Source organism: Arthrobacter rhizosphaerae (genome assembly GCF_023062595.1).
Taxonomy (GTDB): domain Bacteria; phylum Actinomycetota; class Actinomycetes; order Actinomycetales; family Micrococcaceae; genus Arthrobacter; species Arthrobacter rhizosphaerae.
In genome coordinates this window covers 67348-86172 of record NZ_JALLAN010000016.1, presented here as the reverse complement: position 1 = coordinate 86172, position 18825 = coordinate 67348, and the positions used below count along the sequence as shown (strand labels likewise).

The following is an 18825-nucleotide window of genomic DNA, read 5'->3' as shown; positions in this document are numbered from 1 at the left end:
GATCTGACCGTTACGGGGCCCGGTAGCCGGCCCGCGCGTACTCCGTGAAGGGGGCGGGAGCGACCGTCGCACGCATCTCAACCTGGCGGTGTTGCTCCACCTGACCCTTACCGGAGTTAGGTTCTTCTCCCCAGAGGACCACGACCTCCGTTCCGATCTGCGCATGCGCGACGTCGATCGTCGCCAGGGACAGGAATGCCCTCTCGTTGGCGAGGTAGCCGACGTCGAACGACACCCCCACCGTCTCCCCATCCGTCAGGACCCGGTCGGTTTGATAGAGGGCATAGCGCGACTTGGGGAGCTCAATGTACTTGGCGGGAAGGTCATCTCCAAGAATCGATCCAAGCGCATTAGTCACATCATCGTCGTTCCAAACGAGCGTGACTTTGGTGCGCCGCTGGTCTTCGGAGTGCCGCCGCAGTGCTTCCTTGCCGAGGAACTCGTGATCGAACGACACCGATCGCCCTAGCCCGATGTCGTAGGGAGTGACGTAATAGTCAGTGATATCAGTCGAGTAGAAGCTGCCTCCCAAAGAACCCGCTTTCGACAGGTCCAGCCATTCGCGATATGCCTTGAGCTCGGGCTGGAAGATCGCAGGTGGAGGGGACGGCACCCACCCCGAGCCGAGGTTCGCCGACGAATACGCCTTCGCCCCCACCTGAGTGATGCCAAACTCCTCGCCGTCAGCAAGCAGTTTTGCATGTACCGAGGCAGCGTCAGCCCATGGACCCCATAGCTCGAAACCGGGCTGCCCCGCCATGCCGTGGCGCAGTGTGCCCACGCGGTGTCCGCCGATCTCGATCCCTCCCATGTGGAAGAACTTCAGCTCGGGCGCCGGCTTGCCAGTGATCTTCTCAACGATCGCGAGCGCGTTGGGCCCCTGCAGCTCGTACCGGAAGAGCTTCGGATCGCCCTTGCGGATCAGCGAGTGGTCATCGCGCTCAAGCGTGACGTCCCAGTCGCCGGCGGAGATGTTGTATTCGACCCAGTCGGTCAGCATGGGAAGGCCCACCAGGTCGAACGAATTCTCGTCGAGGTGGAACAGAATACCGTCACCGATGAGGTATCCGTCGTGGTTCACGGCGACAAGCTGCTTCGCCCGCCCCACTTGGTAGCCGGCTGCGGAATTTGTGCCGATCCAGGTGAATAATTTCTCCGCATCGGGCCCACTGACGAAGAGGTCTGCCATGTGGTGAGACTGGTCAAGCAAGGCGCAGGAATCCCGCCAGGAGGCCTGCTCGCTGCGCCAATTGGTGAACTCGGGCGTCACTGGAAAGGTGAACGGCCGGGACTTCGCATTCCGCAACACGTCCACGGCGTTGCCCTGCATATCGATCGCAGACTGAAGGCTCTGGCTGGTCACGGCGATCCCTCCTCAGGACGGCGACACCGCACTCTGCAATGAACGGCATCGTTCTTGCTATGACTCACGATACGCCGGAGATAGTTTCTCTAACACTCAGCTCCTGCTCGAAAATCCTGGGCGTCCAGGCGTAGGGTACGGTCATGGACATCATCCTGGTTCCCGGTTTTTGGTTGGATGCTTCATCGTGGTCAGACGTCACCCCACCGCTGGTTGCAGCGGGCCATCGGGTGCATCCGCTGACGCTGCCCGGGCTTGAGTCAAAGGATGCGCCAAGAGCCGGCATCGGCCTCCGCGACCATATTGACGCCGTCGTCGCTGCCGTAGACGCCCTTGAGGAGCCTGTGGTCCTGGTGGGCCATTCCGGCGGAGGCGCCATTATCCATGGGGCTGTAGATGCCCGGCCTGACCGGGTTGCTCGGGCTGTATATGTCGACAGCGGCCCGCTGGGCGAGGGAGGTGTCATCAACGATGAGCTCCCCGCCGAAGGGGATGAGGTCCCGCTGCCCCCATGGGAGGGTTTTGAGGATGCCGATCTCACGGACCTGAATGACGAACTGCGGGCGGCATTCCGGGAACGGGCCATCCCTGAGCCACGCCTTGTCACCAGCGACCGGCAGCAGCTGCATGACGAGCGCCGCTACAACGTCCCTGCCACCGTTATTGCCTGCGAGTTCCCGTCTTCCCTGCTCATTGAATGGATGGAATCAGGCCATCCGTTCGTGGCAGAGCTCGCACGCATACACGACGTCGATTACGTGGACCTGCCCACCGGGCACTGGCCGCAGTTCACCAGGCCTGCGGAACTCGGCGTGGCGATTCTCGCTGCCGTTGACCGCGCGTCAAAGAATGGCCAAAACTAGCCGATTCACGCGAGCGAGACCTGGTCACCCCACGCTTCGGTTTCATGCTGAATGCGCTGTGTGAGCAATTCGACGTCCTGGGACATCTGTAACCCGACAGGAAGGCGGTCTCCCGGCCACGTGGACGCCTCGTGGGAGTCGGCCAATGCTTGGGCCAGCGCTTTGGAGAGTTTGCGAATCTTCCACGAATGCTGCAAATGGCGTTTGACCCGTTTGTGATGCTCGAGCGTTTGCCCCAGCAGCTTACGGATTGCCGACGGAACAGCCAACAGCTTTGGTCCGCCTTGAATTCTCCCCATGTGATCCGCCGTCCTCCAGCAGGTTGATTCCATGCCTGGATTCCAGTGTTGCGAAGGTTACTTAAGGTCCCGGCAATGCCAACCAAGGATCCGGTCAAGATCGGGCGGGGCCCTCCTGACCCTCTTTGGTGGAATACGACGGCGACACTCCCGGCTTATCTGAGTGTCGCGGCCTTCTCTGCACCAAAGAGGGTCAGATCTGCACGGTTCGAAGGCGCGCGACCGATCAGGAATGGAGAAGCGCCGGGCGCCGAAGCGGACCTAGTATGACTGCACGAAGCTGGTTAAGATCAAGCCAAATGCCGCCAACGGAAACCGCGTAGGCGACCCCCGCGTAACAGATGGAGACACCATGACCACGGCCACGAGCACGGACATGCGGTCCGCAGAGCAGCACCCCGCCGACCGCCACGATCTGATCCGTGTGCAGGGTGCACGGGAGAACAACCTCAAGGACGTCACCATCGAGATCCCGAAACGGCGACTCACGGTGTTCACCGGCGTCTCCGGTTCGGGCAAGAGCTCGCTGGTGTTCGCCACCATCGCCGCAGAGTCGCAGCGGATGATCAATGAAACCTACAGTGCCTTCGTACAGGGATTCATGCCGTCGCTTGCGCGGCCGGACGTCGACGTGCTCGAGGGGCTCACGACGGCGATCATCGTTGACCAGGAGCGGATGGGAGCGAATCCCCGCTCCACGGTAGGCACTGCCACCGATGCGAACGCCATGCTCCGGATCCTCTTCAGCCGGCTGGGCAAGCCGTACGTCGGGCCGCCCACGGCATTCTCCTTCAATGTCCCGACGCGGAAGGCCAGCGGTGTGATGAGCACCGAGAAGAGCGGCCATGTGGAGAAGGCCGTGGTGCAGAACGCGGTCTACCTGGGCGGAATGTGCCCGCGGTGTGAAGGAATGGGTTCGGTCTCCGACTTTGACCTCACTGCCCTCTACGATGACAGCAAATCGCTCGGCGAAGGTGCCCTGACTGTCCCTGGCTACAGCATGGACGGCTGGTATGGCCGGATTTTCAGCGGCGCCGGCTTCGACATGGACAAGCCGATCGCCAAGTTCACCAAGAAGGAAATGAACGACCTCCTCTACAAGCAACCGACCAAGATCAAGGTGGAGGGAATCAACCTCACCTATGAGGGGTTGATCCCGAAGATCCAGAAGTCGATGCTCTCTAAGGATGTTGAGGCCATGCAGCCTCATATCCGCGCTTTCGTTGAGCGCGCGATTACCTTTCAGTCCTGCCCCGAATGTGAGGGCACGCGGCTCAGCCCGGAGGCCCGGTCCGCGAAAATCCGAGGCAAGAACATCGCCGAACTGTGCGAGATGCAGATCAGCGATCTGGCCGGGTGGGTCGGCGAACTCAACGAGCCGTCGGTTGCACCGCTCCTGAAGGGACTCCGGCATCTGCTCGACTCGTTCGCGGAAATCGGCCTGGGCTACCTCTCGCTGGCCCGGCCGGCCGGAACACTGTCCGGCGGCGAGGCTCAACGCACCAAGATGATCCGGCATCTCGGGTCCTCCCTCACCGACGTCACCTACGTTTTCGACGAGCCCACCATCGGCCTGCACCCGCACGATATCGAGCGGATGAACCAGCTCCTGCTGCAATTGCGGGACAAGGGCAACACGGTGCTCGTCGTCGAGCACAAGCCCGAAACCATCGCCATTGCTGACCACGTCGTCGACCTCGGTCCCGGCGCCGGCACCGCCGGTGGCGAGGTGGTCTTCGAGGGCAGCCTTGAGGGATTGCGGAAGAGCGACACCACCACCGGGCGGCACCTCGATGACCGGGCTGCCCTCAAAAAGACGGTGCGCGCCGCGAAGGGTGCACTTGAAGTCCGCGGAGCGAGCACACACAACCTTCAAAACGTCGACGTCGACATTCCGCTCGGCGCTCTTGTGGTCGTCACGGGAGTTGCCGGCTCAGGAAAGAGCTCATTGATCAATGGTTCCGTGGCCGATCGCGACGGTGTGGTGGTGGTCGACCAGGGGTCCATCAAAGGCTCGCGCCGCAGCAACCCCGCCACGTACACAGGTCTGCTCGAGCCGATCCGCAAGGCATTCGCGAAGGCCAATTCTGTGAAACCGGCGCTTTTCAGCTCCAACTCCGAGGGCGCTTGCCCCACCTGCAACGGCGCCGGCGTCATCTTCACGGAACTGGGCGTTATGGCCACAGTTGAGTCCACATGTGAGGACTGTGAGGGCAAGCGGTTCCAGGCGTCGGTCCTTGAATACGCGCTCGGCGGACGGAACATCGCCGAGGTGTTGGCCATGTCGATGGCTGAAGCGAACGTATTCTTCAGCGATGGGGAAGCCCGCACACCTGCCGCCCACAAGATCCTCGACCGGATCGTGGACGTCGGACTCGGCTACCTCACCCTCGGCCAGCCACTCACCACGCTGTCCGGCGGCGAGCGCCAGCGCATCAAGCTGGCTACCCAGATGGCGGAAAAAGGCGATGTCTACATTCTCGACGAACCCACCACGGGTCTCCACCTCGCCGACGTCGAGAACCTGCTGGGCCTGCTCGACCGTCTGGTGGAGTCGGGCAAGTCGGTCATCGTCATCGAGCACCACCAGGCGGTGATGGCTCACGCCGACTGGATCATCGACCTCGGTCCCGGCGCCGGGCACGACGGCGGCCGGATCGTCTTCCAGGGCACCCCCGCCGACCTTGTCGCAGCACGCTCCACGCTTACAGGCGAGCACCTGGCAGCCTACGTGGGGGTCTGACCCAGAAGTCAGCCCTGCCGCCGGCGGAAGCCTCGGCGCCGGAGCGTGTTCAGGGCGTCATTTCCCCGCCGTCAAACCGTACAGAGACAGGCGCATGCCGAGGTAGGTAGTGGTCGCGTCTGCACCGTCGTCGGGGGCAGACTCCGTACCCGTCGGCGTGCCCAGCAAAGGATCCAGCAAGCCGGTGATTGGTGTCGGCGCCGGAGCCGGTGCATTCGTGACCGGAGCCGGAGCGGTTGTCGCAGGAGCCGGTGCTGGAGCAGGAGCCGACGAGGCGGGAGCAGGCGGGTTCGAGGACGGAGCCGGGGGTTGGTCGTTCAAGGAAGTGGCGGATGACGGCGGCGCTGCAGCCGTCGTAGCGGCCGCTATCCCGGACAGGGTGGGAGCGTCGAGGGGAATGGGGAGGCCGCCGATACCAGGCAAACCACTGGCTTGCAGACTCACAGCCGCGGGAGCACCTGCGTCCTCTGGCGTTTCGGCAGGGGTTCCGTTGATTGTCCCCGGGAACGTGACCGAGATTGTTGGCTGGGGAGCGGCGGTTCTGGCGGTCGGCCGGGTTTCCGATGTCGCCCGAGTCACCTTTGTTGGGCCGGTGGCCTCCTGCGCGGAACTTTCCTTGCCAAAGAAGGGCAGCTCTGTGGCCTGGCTGGCTGCGCCGACGCCAAGCAGCACGACAAACGCGCCGGCAACCATTGCCACTCTTCGACCCACAATGCGAACCGAAGCGGCTTTTTTTAGGACCTCATCAGGCTGGGAACTGAATATGGCTGCTATCTGAGGGCTGAGTACGCTCATCGGTTCAGTGTTTGTGGCGGCAGCCGGCGTGCGCTCGACCGGCTTTTCAACTGCCTCGCGCCGGGTCCTGCTCCGTCGCATCGCTGCGGGCGTGGGAGCTACTTCGGCTTTGGGTGCGGTTTCCGGAGCGAGGCTCGCGGGTGCGGTTTCCGGAGCGGCTGCGATTATGGGCGCAGTTTGGGGGGCAGCAGGTACTTCGAAGGCGGGGCGCCTGTCCCTGCTTCGCCGCGGCGCAGAGGGAACCACCGGGGCTGTGGGAACCGTCGTTGAAACGGGTTCCGTAGAGGCCGTTCCGGCCGGCGGCATTTCGGCATCGGGGCTCGTTGGGGTGAGGGGTTTAGTGACGGTTGGCGCGGCTTCTGCACGATGCCGCCCGGCCCGTAAAGGGCGCGACTGATCCAAAGAACGGGACATGATGGTTGCCTCTCAACGCCTGCGAGGTTAGCTGTCGGGTTCGGAAGAGGTCAACCGGCCGGCACGTTAGACGTGACGGCTTCACCCCACGGGCCGCTGGGTAGCGGCCCGAAGACTCTGGGTCCCCCGTCTCTGCCTTAATGTTGGGAGTCCGGGATGTGGCAGAGCTCGGCGTCAGCCCGGACGCGGCCCGATCCAGATGGGCCACCCCCAAACCGTACAGGAAACCCTCCCTTAAAGTCACGTTTAGGTAACAGGCCTCCTTCTCAGCCGAGCTGCTCCCATGGGTTATTGTCCCCATTGCGTGGCACCCCTGCTCTAAAGCAGGATGGTTGAGAATCTTTAGGGGGAAGAATGGCTTTCTATGGCTCTGACGTCCAACAGCTCAAGAAGCTCTCGCAGTCCTTGAGCGCAGGGGCCTCACAACTTTCGGGAAAAACCCGGGAACTGGACTCACTTATTGATCAAAGCCAGTCCACTTGGCTGGGCCAGGACGCCAAACAATTCGCTGCCGAGTGGCGTGGACAGCTCCGCTCCCTGATCGTGAATGCTTCCCGTGACCTCGAGGAGGCCTCGAGGAAGGCCCTCCAGAATGCCGACGAACAGTCTTCAGCCTCCGCAGCAGGGACCGCCGGTAGCAGTGGCGCGGGAATTGGGATCCAGACCATCGCGGCCAAGGAGACCGACCCGGCCGGACCAGGCAGACCAACACCGGAAGAAATTCTGGAACAGTATCAGGTGAGCGACGCGGAGACCACGGAGTGGCCTTCCGACTGGGACCCGCTGCGGCTGGTAGTTGATCAGAAAACGGTCACTGAAAAGGAAGCCGAACTGCTCAACGGCCTGGGGCCATTGGAATTGGATGCCTTCAAGGACATTCATGACGACGCCTTCGAGCAAGCTGACGCCCGTTTCGAAAGCGCGGATCGGAACGACGACCAGAACGATGCTTTCCGTCACGCCTACTGGAACGCCCTCATGGTCAAGGAGTACGGGGCCGAGTGGGCCGAGGATTACGCCACCGCTCATGAACAGTTGCCGGGAAACCCTGGCCCTCGCGAAGCCATGGACCTTTACAACAACGAGGTGGGCAGGGACATTGCCGTCGCCAATCCCGATGCCAGCGCAGAGGAACTTGCCGATCTGATTGAGGCGGCCGTGAAGAACGGAGACACTGTTGTGGTTGGCCAGGACCTGCTCCCACACCCCTCCAACGAGATTCCTGCGGAGCAGACGGGCGATGCCGGCGATGCTCCAGCCGCCCCGGGGCAGGACCCGGAGTTCAATGACGAATCCAGGACCACATCATGACGAAAACTTTGCCATGGCTGACGGTCCGCTGGTACTCGTTGACCGTACTTTGCCTTGTCTTTGCCTGCGCCCTGGCCGGGTGCTCAATTGGAGGAAACGCCATGCCCGAAGGAAACGACAAGCTGGACAGCCGCGTCCTGGACGCAGCCACTACCGGCACGGAACTCAGGCTCGCAGATGCTACCGATTTCGACTGGGACCAGGCAGGATTCGCCACTGAAGGGACCCTGGCATCGGAGATCGAGGCGGCCTTCGGCGACCCCGTCAGCAAGGAGAAGCGATATACGGCGTCACCGGCCTTGTTCATCTTCCTCAAGGACGGCAAGGTGACGAAGGCAGTCCGTGTCACGCCCGACGCCTTCCATGGCAAGGATTCATTGAAGAAGTATGGACGTGATGTGGTGCTCGCCCCTGCCGAAGGCCGAAAGGGCTTTCTGAACTGGCGCGAATAGAGGGACTTCGTCCAGCCGGAAAGGCCTTTTTGTCCAATCTCGCAGTACACTGAATTATCGAACATATATTCGAATAAAGGTGTGTTGTGGGCATTATTGTGGGTCCTCGTGTGATAGCTGCCGGAAGCTCGCTGCTCACTGTGCTCATCTCCCCTGTGGCGGTGGCTGCCGGCTACCCCTCGCCCGCGCAGGACTACTTTGACGGCCGGATTGACCTCAACGAACACCTCATCAAGGACATCACCAGCACGTACGTGGTGAGGGTCGCGGGGAATTCCATGGAAGGTGCGGGCATCAGCGACGGAGACGAACTAATCGTTGATCGTGCTCTGGAACCCAAGGACGGCTCCGTGGTCGTCGCCGTCCTGGATGGTGAACTGACCATTAAACGCCTGCGCCTCACACCACGCGGCGTCCTGCTCCAGGCGGAAAATGCCAACTATCCGGACATCCGCGTAGCAGCATTGTCCGACCTCGTCATCTGGGGCGTAGCCACGAGGTGCCTTCATCATGTCTAAGCCTGCAATGATGCACCGGATGCAGCAGATCGCCCACGTGGACGTGAACTGTTTTTATGCCTCGGCTGAGCGTGCGTTTGATCCATCCCTGGAAGGCCTGCCACTGGTTGTGCTGTCCAATAACGACGGGTGTGCCGTTACCCGGTCACCCGAGGCCAAGGCACTCGGCATCCCCGTGGGCGAACCGTGGTTCAAGATCGCACCCCGCGTCAAGGAGTGGGGCCTGGTGGCCAGGTCCAGTAACTATGAACTGTATGGCGACATCAGTGCGCGCGTAATGGAACTCCTCAGCAGGTTTTCGGCCTGGCTGGAGGTCTACAGCATTGACGAGGCCTTCCTAGGCGTCAAGGGAACCCCTGACGAACTCCTCCGGCTCGGGTTGGAGATGAAGGCCGCCGTGCGCCGCAATGTGGGTGTTCCGGTGTGCGTCGGAATCGCCGGCACCAAGACCTTGGCCAAACTGGCTAACAAGTGGGCCAAGAACAATCCAGGATTCAACGGTGTTTGCCTCTGGGATTCCCTCCCCCTCGCCCAGCGGGAAGCGCTGATGGCCCGGCTGTCCGTGATCGAGATCTGGGGCATTGCCTCCCGTCTGACCAAACGACTGAACGCCATGGGAATCCAGTCGATCCTTGACCTCTCCAGAGCCGACCCCGTGATGATCCGGGACCGCTTCTCCGTGGTGGTGATGCGCACCGTCCTTGAGCTTCAAGGCACACCGTGCATTCCCATGGAGGAGGAACGGATCGGCCGGGATCAGCTGATTTTCAGCAGATCCTTCTCCACGCCCATCACTACCGTCCATGAACTGCGACAGGTCCTGAGCATCTACGGCCAGCAGGCGAGCGCCAGGCTCGCCAAGCACGGATTGCAGGCCAGGGTCCTCACTGCGTACGCCGCCACGTCCTACTACAACCCGAAGGACACTTCCTACCCGTCGGCCTGCATCAGGCTCCCCATGCCCACCGCAGACCCCGTGCTCCTGACCCGGGCCGCGCATGCTCTCCTCCCGCAAATCCAGGAGGGAATCAAGTATGCGAAAGCGGGAATTATGGTGACCGATCTGCGCCCTTCGGGGAACCAACCGCCGCTGTCTCCCTTCGAGAACCAGCACGAGGAACGCGGCATTGGCCCCCTCCTGGAGGAGGTAGCCCGCCGCTACGGCCGGGGCTCCATCGGCCTGGGCCATGCCGGGATCAGGGGTGGGCCGGACTGGACCATGAAACGCGACATGATGTCCCCCCGCTACACCACGCACTGGGATGAGCTCCTGCTCGTCAAGGCTGCCTAGATCCCGTGTCTGATGACGCCCCGCACCTGGGTGCACTTTGTTGCTTGCCCCACCACGCTTAGCCTGTTGCTATGGTTCACCCCTCCGCCGCCCCGCCCGAAGTAGTTCTTGCCTCCATCCGGCAACCCGGCGATGCCGGGCCCTCTGACATTCACATCGTTGATGGGGTGGTTTCACGTATTTCGCCAGTGGGAGACCGTCCGGCCGGCTCCACGGTTTTGGACTTCGACGGCGGCAACGCCATCCCCGGGCTTTGGGACGAACATGTCCATATGACTCAGTGGGCGCTTGCGGCCCAGCGTCTGGACCTTTCCCCAGCAGAGTCGGCGAGGGACGCCGTCGAGCTCCTCCGCCCTCACCTCGCCGGCGCGGAGCACAGCACAACCTTTGTTGGGGTGGGTTTCCGGGACGCCGTGTGGAGCGACGCCCCAACACTCGAGATGCTCGACGCCGTCACCCATCGCCAGCCGACGGCGCTCCTCAGCCACGACCTCCATTGTGTGTGGCTGAACAGTGCGGCCGCAGAACGCTATGGGGTTCAACTGGATGCTGACGGCCTGCTGCGGGAAGACGCAGCATTCGCGGTTACCCGCCAGCTGGACCACCTGCCCGACCATCTGGTGGACGCCTGGGTGGCCGATGCCGCAGGAAATGCTGCGGCCCGCGGGATAGTCGGCATCGTGGACTTCGAAATGGCCTGGAACCGGGACTCCTGGCTCAGGCGCGAGGCCTCCGGATTCGACTCCTTGAGAGTCGACGTCGGCGTCTATGCCGAGCATCTTGAGCGGGCCGCCGGCATGGGGCTCCGAACCGGACAAAGCTTTCCCGGAAGCAGCCTTTTGCGCGTCGGACCGATGAAGGTCCTCATCGACGGCTCCCTCAACACGCGCACCGCCTTCTGCATGGATCCCTACCCCCATGGCGGGAACGGAGTCCTCACCGTGAGCGAAGCAGAACTGCTCGGGCTGTTGGAGAAGGCGGGCGAGGCAGGGTTTGTACCGGCAGTCCACGCCATCGGCGACGCCGCCAATAAAGTCGCGCTCGATGCCTTTGGCCGGGCCGGCATTTCCGGACGGATCGAACATGCCCAGTTTGTCCGGGAGCAGGACTTCGCCCGGTTCGCCGAACTGAATGTTATTGCCAGCGTCCAGCCGCTGCACGCCTTGGATGACCGGGATGCGGCCGAGGCCAACTGGGCCGGTCACACTGACCGTGCCTTCCCGTTGCGCTCGCTGCTGGAAGCGGGAGCCACGCTGGCACTGGGATCTGACGCTCCGGTGGCGCCCTTGGATCCATGGTCGGCGATGTCGGCTGCCACCACCCGGTCCAGGCGGGACGGACGGGAGCCTTGGCACCCCGAGCAGTCCATTACACGCAAAGAGGCGCTGGCTGCGTCGGCCAGAGGACGCAAACGGATACAGGTGGGAGACCCGGCGGATATCGCAATACTCGACGGCGACCCGTTGGCTGTTCCAGACGATGTTTTCGCGAGTATGCCCGTGGCAGCAACCCTTGTGCGTGGGAGGATCACCTATAACGGTTGAGGAATATTCAGTTCTTCACGCGTGCCTGGACAAGGTTGGCGAAGGGAAGCTTGCCGTGAAGAGCATAAAAGGTTGCGTGGCACTCCGCCTCCGCCCGGTTCACTTGATCCGGGGGCAATTCTTTCCAAGCGACAAGCAGGGACTTGGCGTCGGCCAACTGCCAGAGCAACCTTCCATCCCAGTGACCCGGCGGCTTCCCTTGCCCAAAATCCACCAGTTCCTGGATCTGCCTCCGCAGGCCACGGTTGCCCTTACTGCCGATGCCGGCCTTCCCCACATAAAGTATGTCGGCGCCATCTACCCACTCGGTGGCCAGCTCAGCAGGCTTCAATGAAGGGTCCTTTTTCTTGAACCGGCCAGCCGTGCTCTTTGCCAGAAACACCGGCTCGAACCCTGCCGGGATCAGCACAGCAAAGATGCCCGGGCCTTGCGGAATCCTGTTGATATCCAGATTCGAAAACGCCCGGAATCCGGTGAATCCATCGTCGATGAGCTTCTGTCTATCCATCTGACTGCTGTTCCTTCCACCCCTGAAGAGGCGTCTCTATCGACTGCCAACCGTACGCGCTTCCCGCTGAAAGAACGGCTGACACATTATTGCCATCACGGCTGCGCCAGAAAGTTTCCCACCCACCAACCCCGCGCCAGCGCGTAGAGTGGACCCAGACGCCTGATTCTGGACGCCGTGTGCTGAGGGAGAGATCGTGACGATTGACTGGGACGAAAAAAAGGCCCTGCTGCAGGAACCGAATATCGCGGCTGTAACGCAGCTTTGCGACGAACTCATGGCTAAGAGGCCAGGATCGGTTGTTCCGTACATCGACCCCGTCCACGACGAAGACGAATGCCGCATAGTCAGCCTCCAGACCAGCCCCGGACGGGGAACCGAGTCAGGCTTTGTCTCCCATTTCAACGACGATGAAGCCGCCCGTCGGGCCACGTCCATCTACGAACTGGCAGAACTGGATCCCCGGTATGTCATGCCTTGGAATGCATATCCCTGGGTCCGGGACCCGGAGATGCCTTCGGCACTCAACGTCCAGGAAAAGACGGACGGGCTCAGGCCCTTCCGCCAGTTCCTCAAGATCAACAAGCGGGTATCAGCGATCATCGCCCACGGAGCTGACGCCAACACCTTCCTGACCCTCTTCGAGAAGACCTACCACTCGTCCCTGAAGAACCACGGCATCAAGATCTACAAGGCGACGGCACTGGGCGGCCGGGCGTTCGCGGTCTCCGAGACCAAACAAGAGGAACTCCTCACCAAGAGCGTGGACATCTATAAAGACGCCATGCAGCGCGCAGGTATCCAGCACCTCTAGCGAGGCGGCCGCGAAGCAGCCCTCTTCGAGGCCGGTACGGTAGGGCCATGAACCTTTCAGGCGAGCTCGCGTCAGTTAGATCGGCCTACGACACCGTCGCCGAGAGCTACTCCAAAGTGCTTCCTGACGCAAGTTTCGAAACCCCGCTCGACCGGGCGATGATCAACGCCTTCGTTGAGTACGTCCATGCAGCAGAACTGAGTTCCGTCCTGGATGCTGGGTGCGGCACCGGCCGGATGACAGGGTTGCTCGCAGCTCAAGGAGCCCTGGTTTCCGGAGTCGACCTGTCGCCCGGGATGATCGAGATCGCCCAACGCAAACACCCGGATCTCACATTCGACGTAGCCGATCTTTCGGATCTTCCCTCCGAAGACGGTGAGTTCGGAGGGGTCTTCGCCTGGTACTCCATCATCCACACAGCCCCCAACGATCTGTCACGCGTCCTTGCTGAATTCTTCCGTGTCCTGGCTCCAGGTGGCTTTCTGCTGCTCGGCTTCCAGGTTGGTGAGGGGCCGCGCCACATGGCAAACGCTTACGGCCATAAGGTTTCGCTGGATGCATACCTGTTTACACCCGAATACATCACGAGCCTTTTAGGCCAGGCCGCGTTCGATGTCGTCGCACAGATGGAGCGCGCTCCGGGGGAGTTCGAGCGCACGAGACAGGCCGCGCTGCTTGCCCGAAGAGCCAAGTAGCCCGCGTTAGGGCCGGAGCGGTGTGGCGCTGGCAGCGGCGAAGAGGTCTACGTACGCACCTTCAACGAGCGCGGAATCCTCAATTCCGAGAACAGCAAGGAGGCGATTAGCTTCTGAAACCGCGGCGTCGTATTCCAGCGTGTCATCGACATTGACTTCGACTTCCAGGAACTCGCCCAGACCATCGACGCGGTCCAGATGCACCCGCGCCTGACCGATGCGAAACACAGTGCGGTGCTTTCGAACCCGGCCAGCTTTCCCATTGGCGTCAGTCAGGACTGCACGGAGTCGGTCTGGGTCCGCAATTTCTGAATGGACGTAGAACGAAGGCTTCGGACCGGGTTCGTCCGCCCTCCTGTAGAAGATCAGCACGCCCTCGCCTTCGCCAAGAACCCGAAGCTTGAGGCGGCCGTTCGGGCAGGAGAAGAAGGTGTCGTCCTGCACAACGTGTTCGGGTTCCGCGTCTGCCAAAGCAGCGACCGCCGGCAGCAGCTTCGCGAGACTTTCCACACGCGCTTTGATTTCGATGTTCGTCGGCATCATTCCACTAGACCACGCCGGGATGTCTCCAGCATGCAAGACTCTTGGAGTGAACGGTGATGCCAAAGCCACATTGGACCATGTTGAGGCGCCTCCCCCCGCTGGGGTTCAGGCGGATTTCCAGGCGGCCGCAACCGTGTCAAAGCTGCCGGGCGGCAGGGGAACTGCTTGGAAGGCCGGCGACGTAACGCTGAAGCCCCTCGACGTCCTTCCGCAGGAATTGCTCTGGCTGGACGAGGTTGCACGTGTTCACGCCGGGGACAGTCGTTTGCGCCTGAGCCTGCCAATCAGAAGCCAGTCCGGAGAACTGGTTGTGGACGGCTGGACGGCATTCCCTTACCTCGCCGGCGAGCACCAGGCTGGCCGATGGCTGGAGATCGCGAGGATTGCCCGTGAGTTCGCCGCGGTTTTCTCTGATGTGCGACGCCCGGCCTTCGTCGATATGCGGACCCACGCCTGGGCAAGGGCTGACCGCTTCGCTTGGAACGAAGACCATGAGGATTCGCCCGTCGATGCTCCCTACGTAGCGGACCTCGTGAACGCACGGCGGCCCGTGTCCGATCCCCCCGCCCTCATCCATGGCGACCTGACCGGCAACGTCTTGTTCGATTCAATCCTTCCACCGGCGGTTATCGACCTGACCCTATACTGGCGACCGGTCGAGTATTCAGTCGCAGTCATAGCGATAGACGCGGTGTGCTTCGAGGGGGCCCCGCTGTCGCTCCTGGAAACGATCAGCCCGAACCCGGCCTTTCCGCAACACCTCATTCGTGCTGCACTGTTTCGCATCGCCACCGACCACCTCAATGGCCGGCGCACCTCCGACTACTACCCCTACTGTGCCGCGGTGGACCGGATTCTTCAGCTCACGGATGGCCCACGACAGGGCTGAGGGCCCTGCTTAACACTTTTCACCATCTTGCTTCCGGCATTGACAGCAAGCTGTGACCCGTGCCATATTTCTTGTGTGAACCTGTCAGACAGCCGGACAGCAGGACAGCCTGCCTCCGAACGAAGCGCCACAGAACCGAGCCGCCCCTTGGCGCGCCTCGGGGCTGCCGAAGCTGTCTTCAACGTTCTCCGTGGGGAAATCGAATCCGGCAAGCTCGAGGTCGGCGCCAAACTAAGTTCTGAAGCTGCGCTTGCCCAGGAGTACGGCGTGAGCCGTTCCGTAGTTCGCGAAGCACTTCGCTCCTGCACAGCTCTTGGGCTCACCATGACGCGCACGGGCAAGGGAACATTCGTGATCGCCAACAGGGTGGCCGCGGATTTGGTGCTCGGCCAGTATTCAGCCCGGGATCTGACAGAAGCCCGGCCCCACATTGAAGTTCCTGCTGCTGGGCTTGCCGCCCAGCGGCGTACCGAGGAAGAACTCGAAAGCCTGCGCGGCATCGTGGATGCCATGTCGTCCGAGGACGATCCCGAAGTGTGGGTCACCCTGGACTCCAGCTTTCATGCGGCGATCGCACGCGCCAGCGGCAACAGGGTGTTTGAACGAGTCGTCGCGGACATCCGTGAGGCCCTGGCCAACCAGTCCGAAACCCTGAATATGGTGGCCGACCGCAAGATCGCCTCCGATCGGGAACACGAATCCATTCTCCACGCCATCGAAGTGGGCAGCAGCGAGGACGCACAGGCCGCAATGGAGGCGCACCTCCACGCCGTCGGCGTCGCGCTCAACTCCATCCTGAACAAGTAACCCCTAAGACTCAAGGACTCCATGCTCTCCCCCGCCTTAGCCCAGCACGCCTCCGACCCGGCGCAGTTCCTGCTGCCGCGGCACACTCCGCTCGCGGTCCTCACGCGCGACGGCCTGGTTGAAGGCGTTCACTATGGTTCCCTCATCGCAACGGCTCCCAACGCTGGAACGCTGCTGGAGGCAGGCGATCCCCTGAAACCCTTCTACCCGCGTTCCTCCTTGAAGCCATTGCAGGCGGTTGCCCTGGTCCGCGGCGGACTTAACATCTCCCCGGAGCTGCTGGCCTTGACGGCGGCGAGCCACTCCGGTGCCCCAATTCACCGGAATGGTGCCCTGAGAATCCTCGAGCTCCACGGGCTCACCCCTGACGCCCTGGAAAACACCACAGACCTCCCCTACGGCCTGCCTGAGCGCGAGGAATGGCTTCGAAAGGGCGGGGAGCCGAGCCAGTTGGCCCAGAACTGCTCCGGAAAACACGCTGCCATGGCCGCCACGTGCGTGATTAATGGCTGGCCGGTCCGCGGCTACCTTGATCCGAGTCACCCTCTCCAGCAACTTGTGGCCGATACCATCGGAGACCTCACTGGCGAGGCACCGGCAGGGATCAGCACCGACGGCTGCGGGACTCCCCTTTACGCCCTGACCCTGCTCGGAATGGCCCGCGCATTCGGCCGACTCGCTGCGGCAGCAACCGCCGTAGATCCTGAAGCGCGTCGGAAAGCCGAGATAGCGGACGGAAGCCCGGAAGCCGCCGTCGCCCTTGCAATGGCCCGCCATCCGGAGATGGTGGCCGGCGAGGGCCGCGACGTCACCGAACTCATGCGGCTGGTCCCGGGGCTGGTGGCAAAGGACGGCTTTGAAGGCGTGCAGCTGGTGGGCCTCCCCGATGGCCGTGGCGTTGCCGTGAAAATTTCCGACGGCGGAGACCGCGCGCGTATGCCTGTCACCGTTCGCGTCCTGGACGCCCTCGACGTCGACACCTCACAGCTCGCGGGCATCGCCACCGCCCCCGTTCTGGGAGGCGGCCATCAGGTCGGCCTGCTGCAGGCTGCAGACTTCCTCTTCCCGGACGCGGCAACACCGCCTACACCCAAAACCTCCGATTGACCGTGGAACCGTCAACCGGCCTGGCCGCCGAGCTCAACCCGTACCCGGGCTACGCAGCGGCGGCCACAGCAATCGCTCAGGAAGCCCTCGCCACCGGCAAGGGCGCGGCGGGACTGGTCCTTGAACACGGGCTGCTCACCGAAGCGCAGCGCGAAGAACCGCTCAGCCCCAACCTGGCAAAACGACAGTAACCGCTCCACCCAGATAGTCCCTCCAAGAAAAAGGACTCCACCATGACACAGCCTCCAGTGGCCGCCGAGCAACAAGCGGCCATCACGGACCACACCGTCCCGGCCCAGGCGCACGCCAGCGAAAGCCTTCTCCATGCCGAGGACAAGGGCTACCACAAGAGCCTGAAGCCGCGGCAGATCCAGATGATTGCGATCGGCGGCGCCATCGGCACCGGCCTGTTCCTCGGTGCGGGTGGCCGGCTCAATGCCGCAGGCCCCTCCCTGGTCATCGCTTACGCCGTCTGTGGCTTCTTCGCCTTCCTGATCCTCCGGGCCCTGGGCGAACTCATCCTGCACAGGCCTTCCTCGGGCTCCTTCGTCTCCTACGCCCGCGAATTCTTCGGCGAAAAAGCCGCGTTCGTCGCCGGCTGGTTCTACTGGATCAACTGGGCCACCACCACCATCGTGGACATCACCGCCGCGGCCCTCTACATGAACTTCTTTGGCCACTACGTGCCCTGGATGGCCGACGTCCCGCAGTGGGCCTGGGCCCTGATCGCCCTCGTTGTTGTACTGGGCCTGAACCTCGTCTCCGTGAAGGTCTTCGGCGAAATGGAATTCTGGTTCGCCATCATCAAGGTCGCCGCCCTGGTCGCGTTCCTGGTCATCGGCAGCTACTTCGTCATCTTCGGCACCCCCGTTGACGGCCAGCAAGTGGGCTTCAGCCTCATCTCCGATAACGGCGGAATCTTCCCGAACGGCATCCTGCCCATGATCATCCTGATGCAGGGTGTGCTGTTCGCCTACGCCTCGATCGAGCTCGTCGGTACTGCGGCAGGCGAGACCGAGAACCCTGAGAAGATCATGCCCAAGGCCATCAACTCCGTTGTCTTCCGCATCGCCGTCTTCTACGTCGGCTCCGTCATCCTGCTCGCGCTGCTGCTGCCGTTCACCGCCTACGAAAAGGGTGTCAGCCCCTTCGTGACCTTCTTCGGCTCCATTGGCATCCAGGGCGTGGACGTCATCATGAACCTCGTGGTCCTCACCGCCGCGCTGTCCTCCCTGAACGCCGGGCTCTACTCCACCGGGCGGATCCTGCGCTCCATGTCCGTCGCTGGCTCGGCCCCGAAGTTCGCCCAGCGCATGAACAAGGCAGGCGTCCCATACGGCGGCATCGCCATCACCGCCGGCGTCTCTCTCCTGGGTGTTCCGCTGAACTACCTCGTCCCCTCCGATGCCTTCGAAATTGTCCTCAACGTCGCCTCCGTCGGCATCATCGTTACCTGGGCCACCATCGTGCTGTGCCAGATGCAGCTGAAGCGCTGGGCGGACAAGGGCTGGCTCAAGCGCCCCTCCTTCCGGATGTTCGGCGCTCCGTACACCGGCTACCTCTCGCTGCTGTTCCTCGTCAGTGTCCTGGTCATGGTCTTCATCGACTCACCCCTGACCCTCCTGGTGACGCTCATCGCCTGCGCCTTGATGGTGGTCGGCTGGTACTTGTGCCGGAAGCAGATCCATGAGATCGCCGAAGCCCGTGACGGTTACACCGGCATGTCACCGGTGGTGGCCAACCTCCCGGCTCCCGGCAAGGCTGACCGTATCTAGTCCCTTCCGGTTAAGTCCGACGGCGGCACCTCAGGTTTTTGTTCCACGGAACCTGGAGTGCCGCCGTCGTCGTCTGCGGGCCATAGTATTGGCG

19 protein-coding genes, 1 pseudogene and 1 riboswitch are annotated in these 18825 nt (G+C 62.5%); of the genes and pseudogenes, 16 read left to right on the top strand and 4 right to left on the bottom strand.

Going from position 1 to position 18825, the window contains the following annotated elements; all coding sequences use genetic code 11:
* Window positions 1-10 precede the first annotated feature (10 nt).
* Window positions 11-1363 (bottom strand): aminomethyl transferase family protein, encoded by a 1353-nt coding sequence (locus MU551_RS18970; RefSeq protein ID WP_247047956.1) that lies wholly within the window; start codon window positions 1361-1363, stop codon window positions 11-13.
* 143 nt (window positions 1364-1506) lie between these two features.
* Here MU551_RS18970 and MU551_RS18965 point away from each other — a divergent pair, with 143 nt between their 5' ends.
* Window positions 1507-2226, top strand: a complete 720-nt coding sequence (locus tag MU551_RS18965; protein ID WP_247047949.1) for an alpha/beta fold hydrolase — start codon at window positions 1507-1509, stop codon at window positions 2224-2226.
* A 5-nt stretch (window positions 2227-2231) separates the two neighbouring features.
* Here the strand turns inward: MU551_RS18965 and MU551_RS18960 are convergent, their stop codons facing one another.
* On the bottom strand, window positions 2232-2525 hold the full coding sequence (locus tag MU551_RS18960) for a hypothetical protein (protein WP_247047946.1): 294 nt from the start codon (window positions 2523-2525) through the stop codon (window positions 2232-2234).
* A gap of 352 nt (window positions 2526-2877) precedes the next feature.
* Here MU551_RS18960 and MU551_RS18955 point away from each other — a divergent pair, with 352 nt between their 5' ends.
* The 8 genes from MU551_RS18955 (at window position 2878) to MU551_RS18920 (ending at window position 11593) form a co-directional block, all read left to right on the top strand.
* The gene (locus MU551_RS18955; RefSeq protein ID WP_247047944.1) at window positions 2878-5268 is read left to right on the top strand and encodes an ATP-binding cassette domain-containing protein; all 2391 of its coding nucleotides are present in this window, start codon (window positions 2878-2880) and stop codon (window positions 5266-5268) included.
* A 109-nt stretch (window positions 5269-5377) separates the two neighbouring features.
* Window positions 5378-6046 carry a hypothetical protein gene (locus MU551_RS18950; protein WP_247047934.1) on the top strand — a complete coding sequence of 223 codons (669 nt, stop codon included), beginning with the start codon at window positions 5378-5380 and terminating at the stop codon, window positions 6044-6046.
* A gap of 24 nt (window positions 6047-6070) precedes the next feature.
* Window positions 6071-6460 carry a hypothetical protein gene (locus MU551_RS18945; RefSeq protein WP_247047927.1) on the top strand — a complete coding sequence of 130 codons (390 nt, stop codon included), beginning with the start codon at window positions 6071-6073 and terminating at the stop codon, window positions 6458-6460.
* A gap of 19 nt (window positions 6461-6479) precedes the next feature.
* A riboswitch (cyclic di-AMP (ydaO/yuaA leader) is annotated at window positions 6480-6644 on the bottom strand.
* A 187-nt stretch (window positions 6645-6831) separates the two neighbouring features.
* Entirely contained in the window at window positions 6832-7788 is a 957-nt protein-coding gene (locus tag MU551_RS18940; protein ID WP_247047913.1) for a DUF6973 domain-containing protein, read from the top strand.
* Entirely contained in the window at window positions 7785-8240 is a 456-nt protein-coding gene (locus MU551_RS18935) for a hypothetical protein (RefSeq protein WP_247047910.1), read from the top strand. Before MU551_RS18940 ends, MU551_RS18935 begins: the two co-directional genes overlap by 4 nt.
* Window positions 8241-8326: 86 nt before the next feature.
* Window positions 8327-8758, top strand: coding sequence for a LexA family protein (locus tag MU551_RS18930; RefSeq protein ID WP_247047902.1), 432 nt, complete (start codon window positions 8327-8329; stop codon window positions 8756-8758).
* A complete protein-coding gene (locus MU551_RS18925; protein ID WP_247047891.1) occupies window positions 8751-10049 on the top strand; it encodes a Y-family DNA polymerase in 1299 nt (432 codons plus the stop codon). Before MU551_RS18930 ends, MU551_RS18925 begins: the two co-directional genes overlap by 8 nt.
* A 71-nt stretch (window positions 10050-10120) precedes the next feature.
* Window positions 10121-11593, top strand: coding sequence for an amidohydrolase (locus tag MU551_RS18920; protein ID WP_247047883.1), 1473 nt, complete (start codon window positions 10121-10123; stop codon window positions 11591-11593).
* Window positions 11594-11600: 7 nt separating this feature from the next.
* Here MU551_RS18920 and MU551_RS18915 read toward each other — a convergent pair whose 3' ends face one another.
* Window positions 11601-12101, bottom strand: a complete 501-nt coding sequence (locus tag MU551_RS18915; RefSeq protein ID WP_247047875.1) for a hypothetical protein — start codon at window positions 12099-12101, stop codon at window positions 11601-11603.
* A 196-nt stretch (window positions 12102-12297) separates the two neighbouring features.
* On the opposite strand from MU551_RS18915, the gene MU551_RS18910 reads away from it, so the two are divergent.
* Together MU551_RS18910 and MU551_RS18905 are read left to right on the top strand one after the other, a co-directional pair.
* A complete protein-coding gene (locus MU551_RS18910) occupies window positions 12298-12915 on the top strand; it encodes a uracil-DNA glycosylase family protein (RefSeq protein WP_247047872.1) in 618 nt (205 codons plus the stop codon).
* 47 nt (window positions 12916-12962) lie between these two features.
* Complete coding sequence (locus MU551_RS18905) at window positions 12963-13610, top strand: class I SAM-dependent DNA methyltransferase (protein ID WP_247047869.1); 648 nt, start codon at window positions 12963-12965, stop codon at window positions 13608-13610.
* A gap of 6 nt (window positions 13611-13616) precedes the next feature.
* On the opposite strand, the gene MU551_RS18900 is transcribed toward MU551_RS18905, so the two are convergent.
* A complete protein-coding gene (locus MU551_RS18900; RefSeq protein ID WP_247047865.1) occupies window positions 13617-14153 on the bottom strand; it encodes a class IV adenylate cyclase in 537 nt (178 codons plus the stop codon).
* 46 nt (window positions 14154-14199) lie between these two features.
* Here MU551_RS18900 and MU551_RS18895 point away from each other — a divergent pair, with 46 nt between their 5' ends.
* The 5 genes and pseudogenes from MU551_RS18895 (at window position 14200) to MU551_RS18875 (ending at window position 18731) form a co-directional block, all read left to right on the top strand.
* Complete coding sequence (locus MU551_RS18895) at window positions 14200-15042, top strand: phosphotransferase (RefSeq protein ID WP_247047863.1); 843 nt, start codon at window positions 14200-14202, stop codon at window positions 15040-15042.
* Window positions 15043-15117: 75 nt separating this feature from the next.
* Window positions 15118-15849: a FadR/GntR family transcriptional regulator gene (locus MU551_RS18890; protein ID WP_247047855.1), complete on the top strand. Its 732-nt coding sequence runs from the start codon at window positions 15118-15120 to the stop codon at window positions 15847-15849.
* Window positions 15850-15870: 21 nt separating this feature from the next.
* Window positions 15871-16956 (top strand): asparaginase, encoded by a 1086-nt coding sequence (locus tag MU551_RS18885; protein WP_247047847.1) that lies wholly within the window; start codon window positions 15871-15873, stop codon window positions 16954-16956.
* Window positions 16920-17147 (top strand): annotated as a pseudogene (gene aspA, locus MU551_RS18880) (aspartate ammonia-lyase); the annotation flags it as partial. The gene MU551_RS18885 and the pseudogene aspA, both read left to right, overlap by 37 nt.
* Window positions 17148-17189: 42 nt before the next feature.
* Window positions 17190-18731 carry an amino acid permease gene (locus tag MU551_RS18875; RefSeq protein ID WP_247047845.1) on the top strand — a complete coding sequence of 514 codons (1542 nt, stop codon included), beginning with the start codon at window positions 17190-17192 and terminating at the stop codon, window positions 18729-18731.
* The last annotated feature ends 94 nt before the right edge of the window (window positions 18732-18825 follow it).

Bases quoted from the DNA above. Each gene is read 5' to 3' on its own strand.
- MU551_RS18960 (WP_247047946.1), bottom strand. From the start codon at position 2,525: ATGGGGAGAATTCAAGGCGGACCAAAGCTGTTGGCTGTTCCGTCGGCA.
- MU551_RS18885 (WP_247047847.1), top strand. From the start codon at position 15,871: ATGCTCTCCCCCGCCTTAGCCCAGCACGCCTCCGACCCGGCGCAGTTC.
- MU551_RS18955 (WP_247047944.1), top strand. From the start codon at position 2,878: ATGACCACGGCCACGAGCACGGACATGCGGTCCGCAGAGCAGCACCCC.
- MU551_RS18940 (WP_247047913.1), top strand. From the start codon at position 6,832: ATGGCTTTCTATGGCTCTGACGTCCAACAGCTCAAGAAGCTCTCGCAG.
- MU551_RS18900 (WP_247047865.1), bottom strand. From the start codon at position 14,153: ATGATGCCGACGAACATCGAAATCAAAGCGCGTGTGGAAAGTCTCGCG.
- MU551_RS18965 (WP_247047949.1), top strand. From the start codon at position 1,507: ATGGACATCATCCTGGTTCCCGGTTTTTGGTTGGATGCTTCATCGTGG.
- MU551_RS18920 (WP_247047883.1), top strand. From the start codon at position 10,121: ATGGTTCACCCCTCCGCCGCCCCGCCCGAAGTAGTTCTTGCCTCCATC.
- MU551_RS18915 (WP_247047875.1), bottom strand. From the start codon at position 12,101: ATGGATAGACAGAAGCTCATCGACGATGGATTCACCGGATTCCGGGCG.
- MU551_RS18875 (WP_247047845.1), top strand. From the start codon at position 17,190: ATGACACAGCCTCCAGTGGCCGCCGAGCAACAAGCGGCCATCACGGAC.
- MU551_RS18905 (WP_247047869.1), top strand. From the start codon at position 12,963: ATGAACCTTTCAGGCGAGCTCGCGTCAGTTAGATCGGCCTACGACACC.
- MU551_RS18935 (WP_247047910.1), top strand. From the start codon at position 7,785: ATGACGAAAACTTTGCCATGGCTGACGGTCCGCTGGTACTCGTTGACC.
- MU551_RS18925 (WP_247047891.1), top strand. From the start codon at position 8,751: ATGTCTAAGCCTGCAATGATGCACCGGATGCAGCAGATCGCCCACGTG.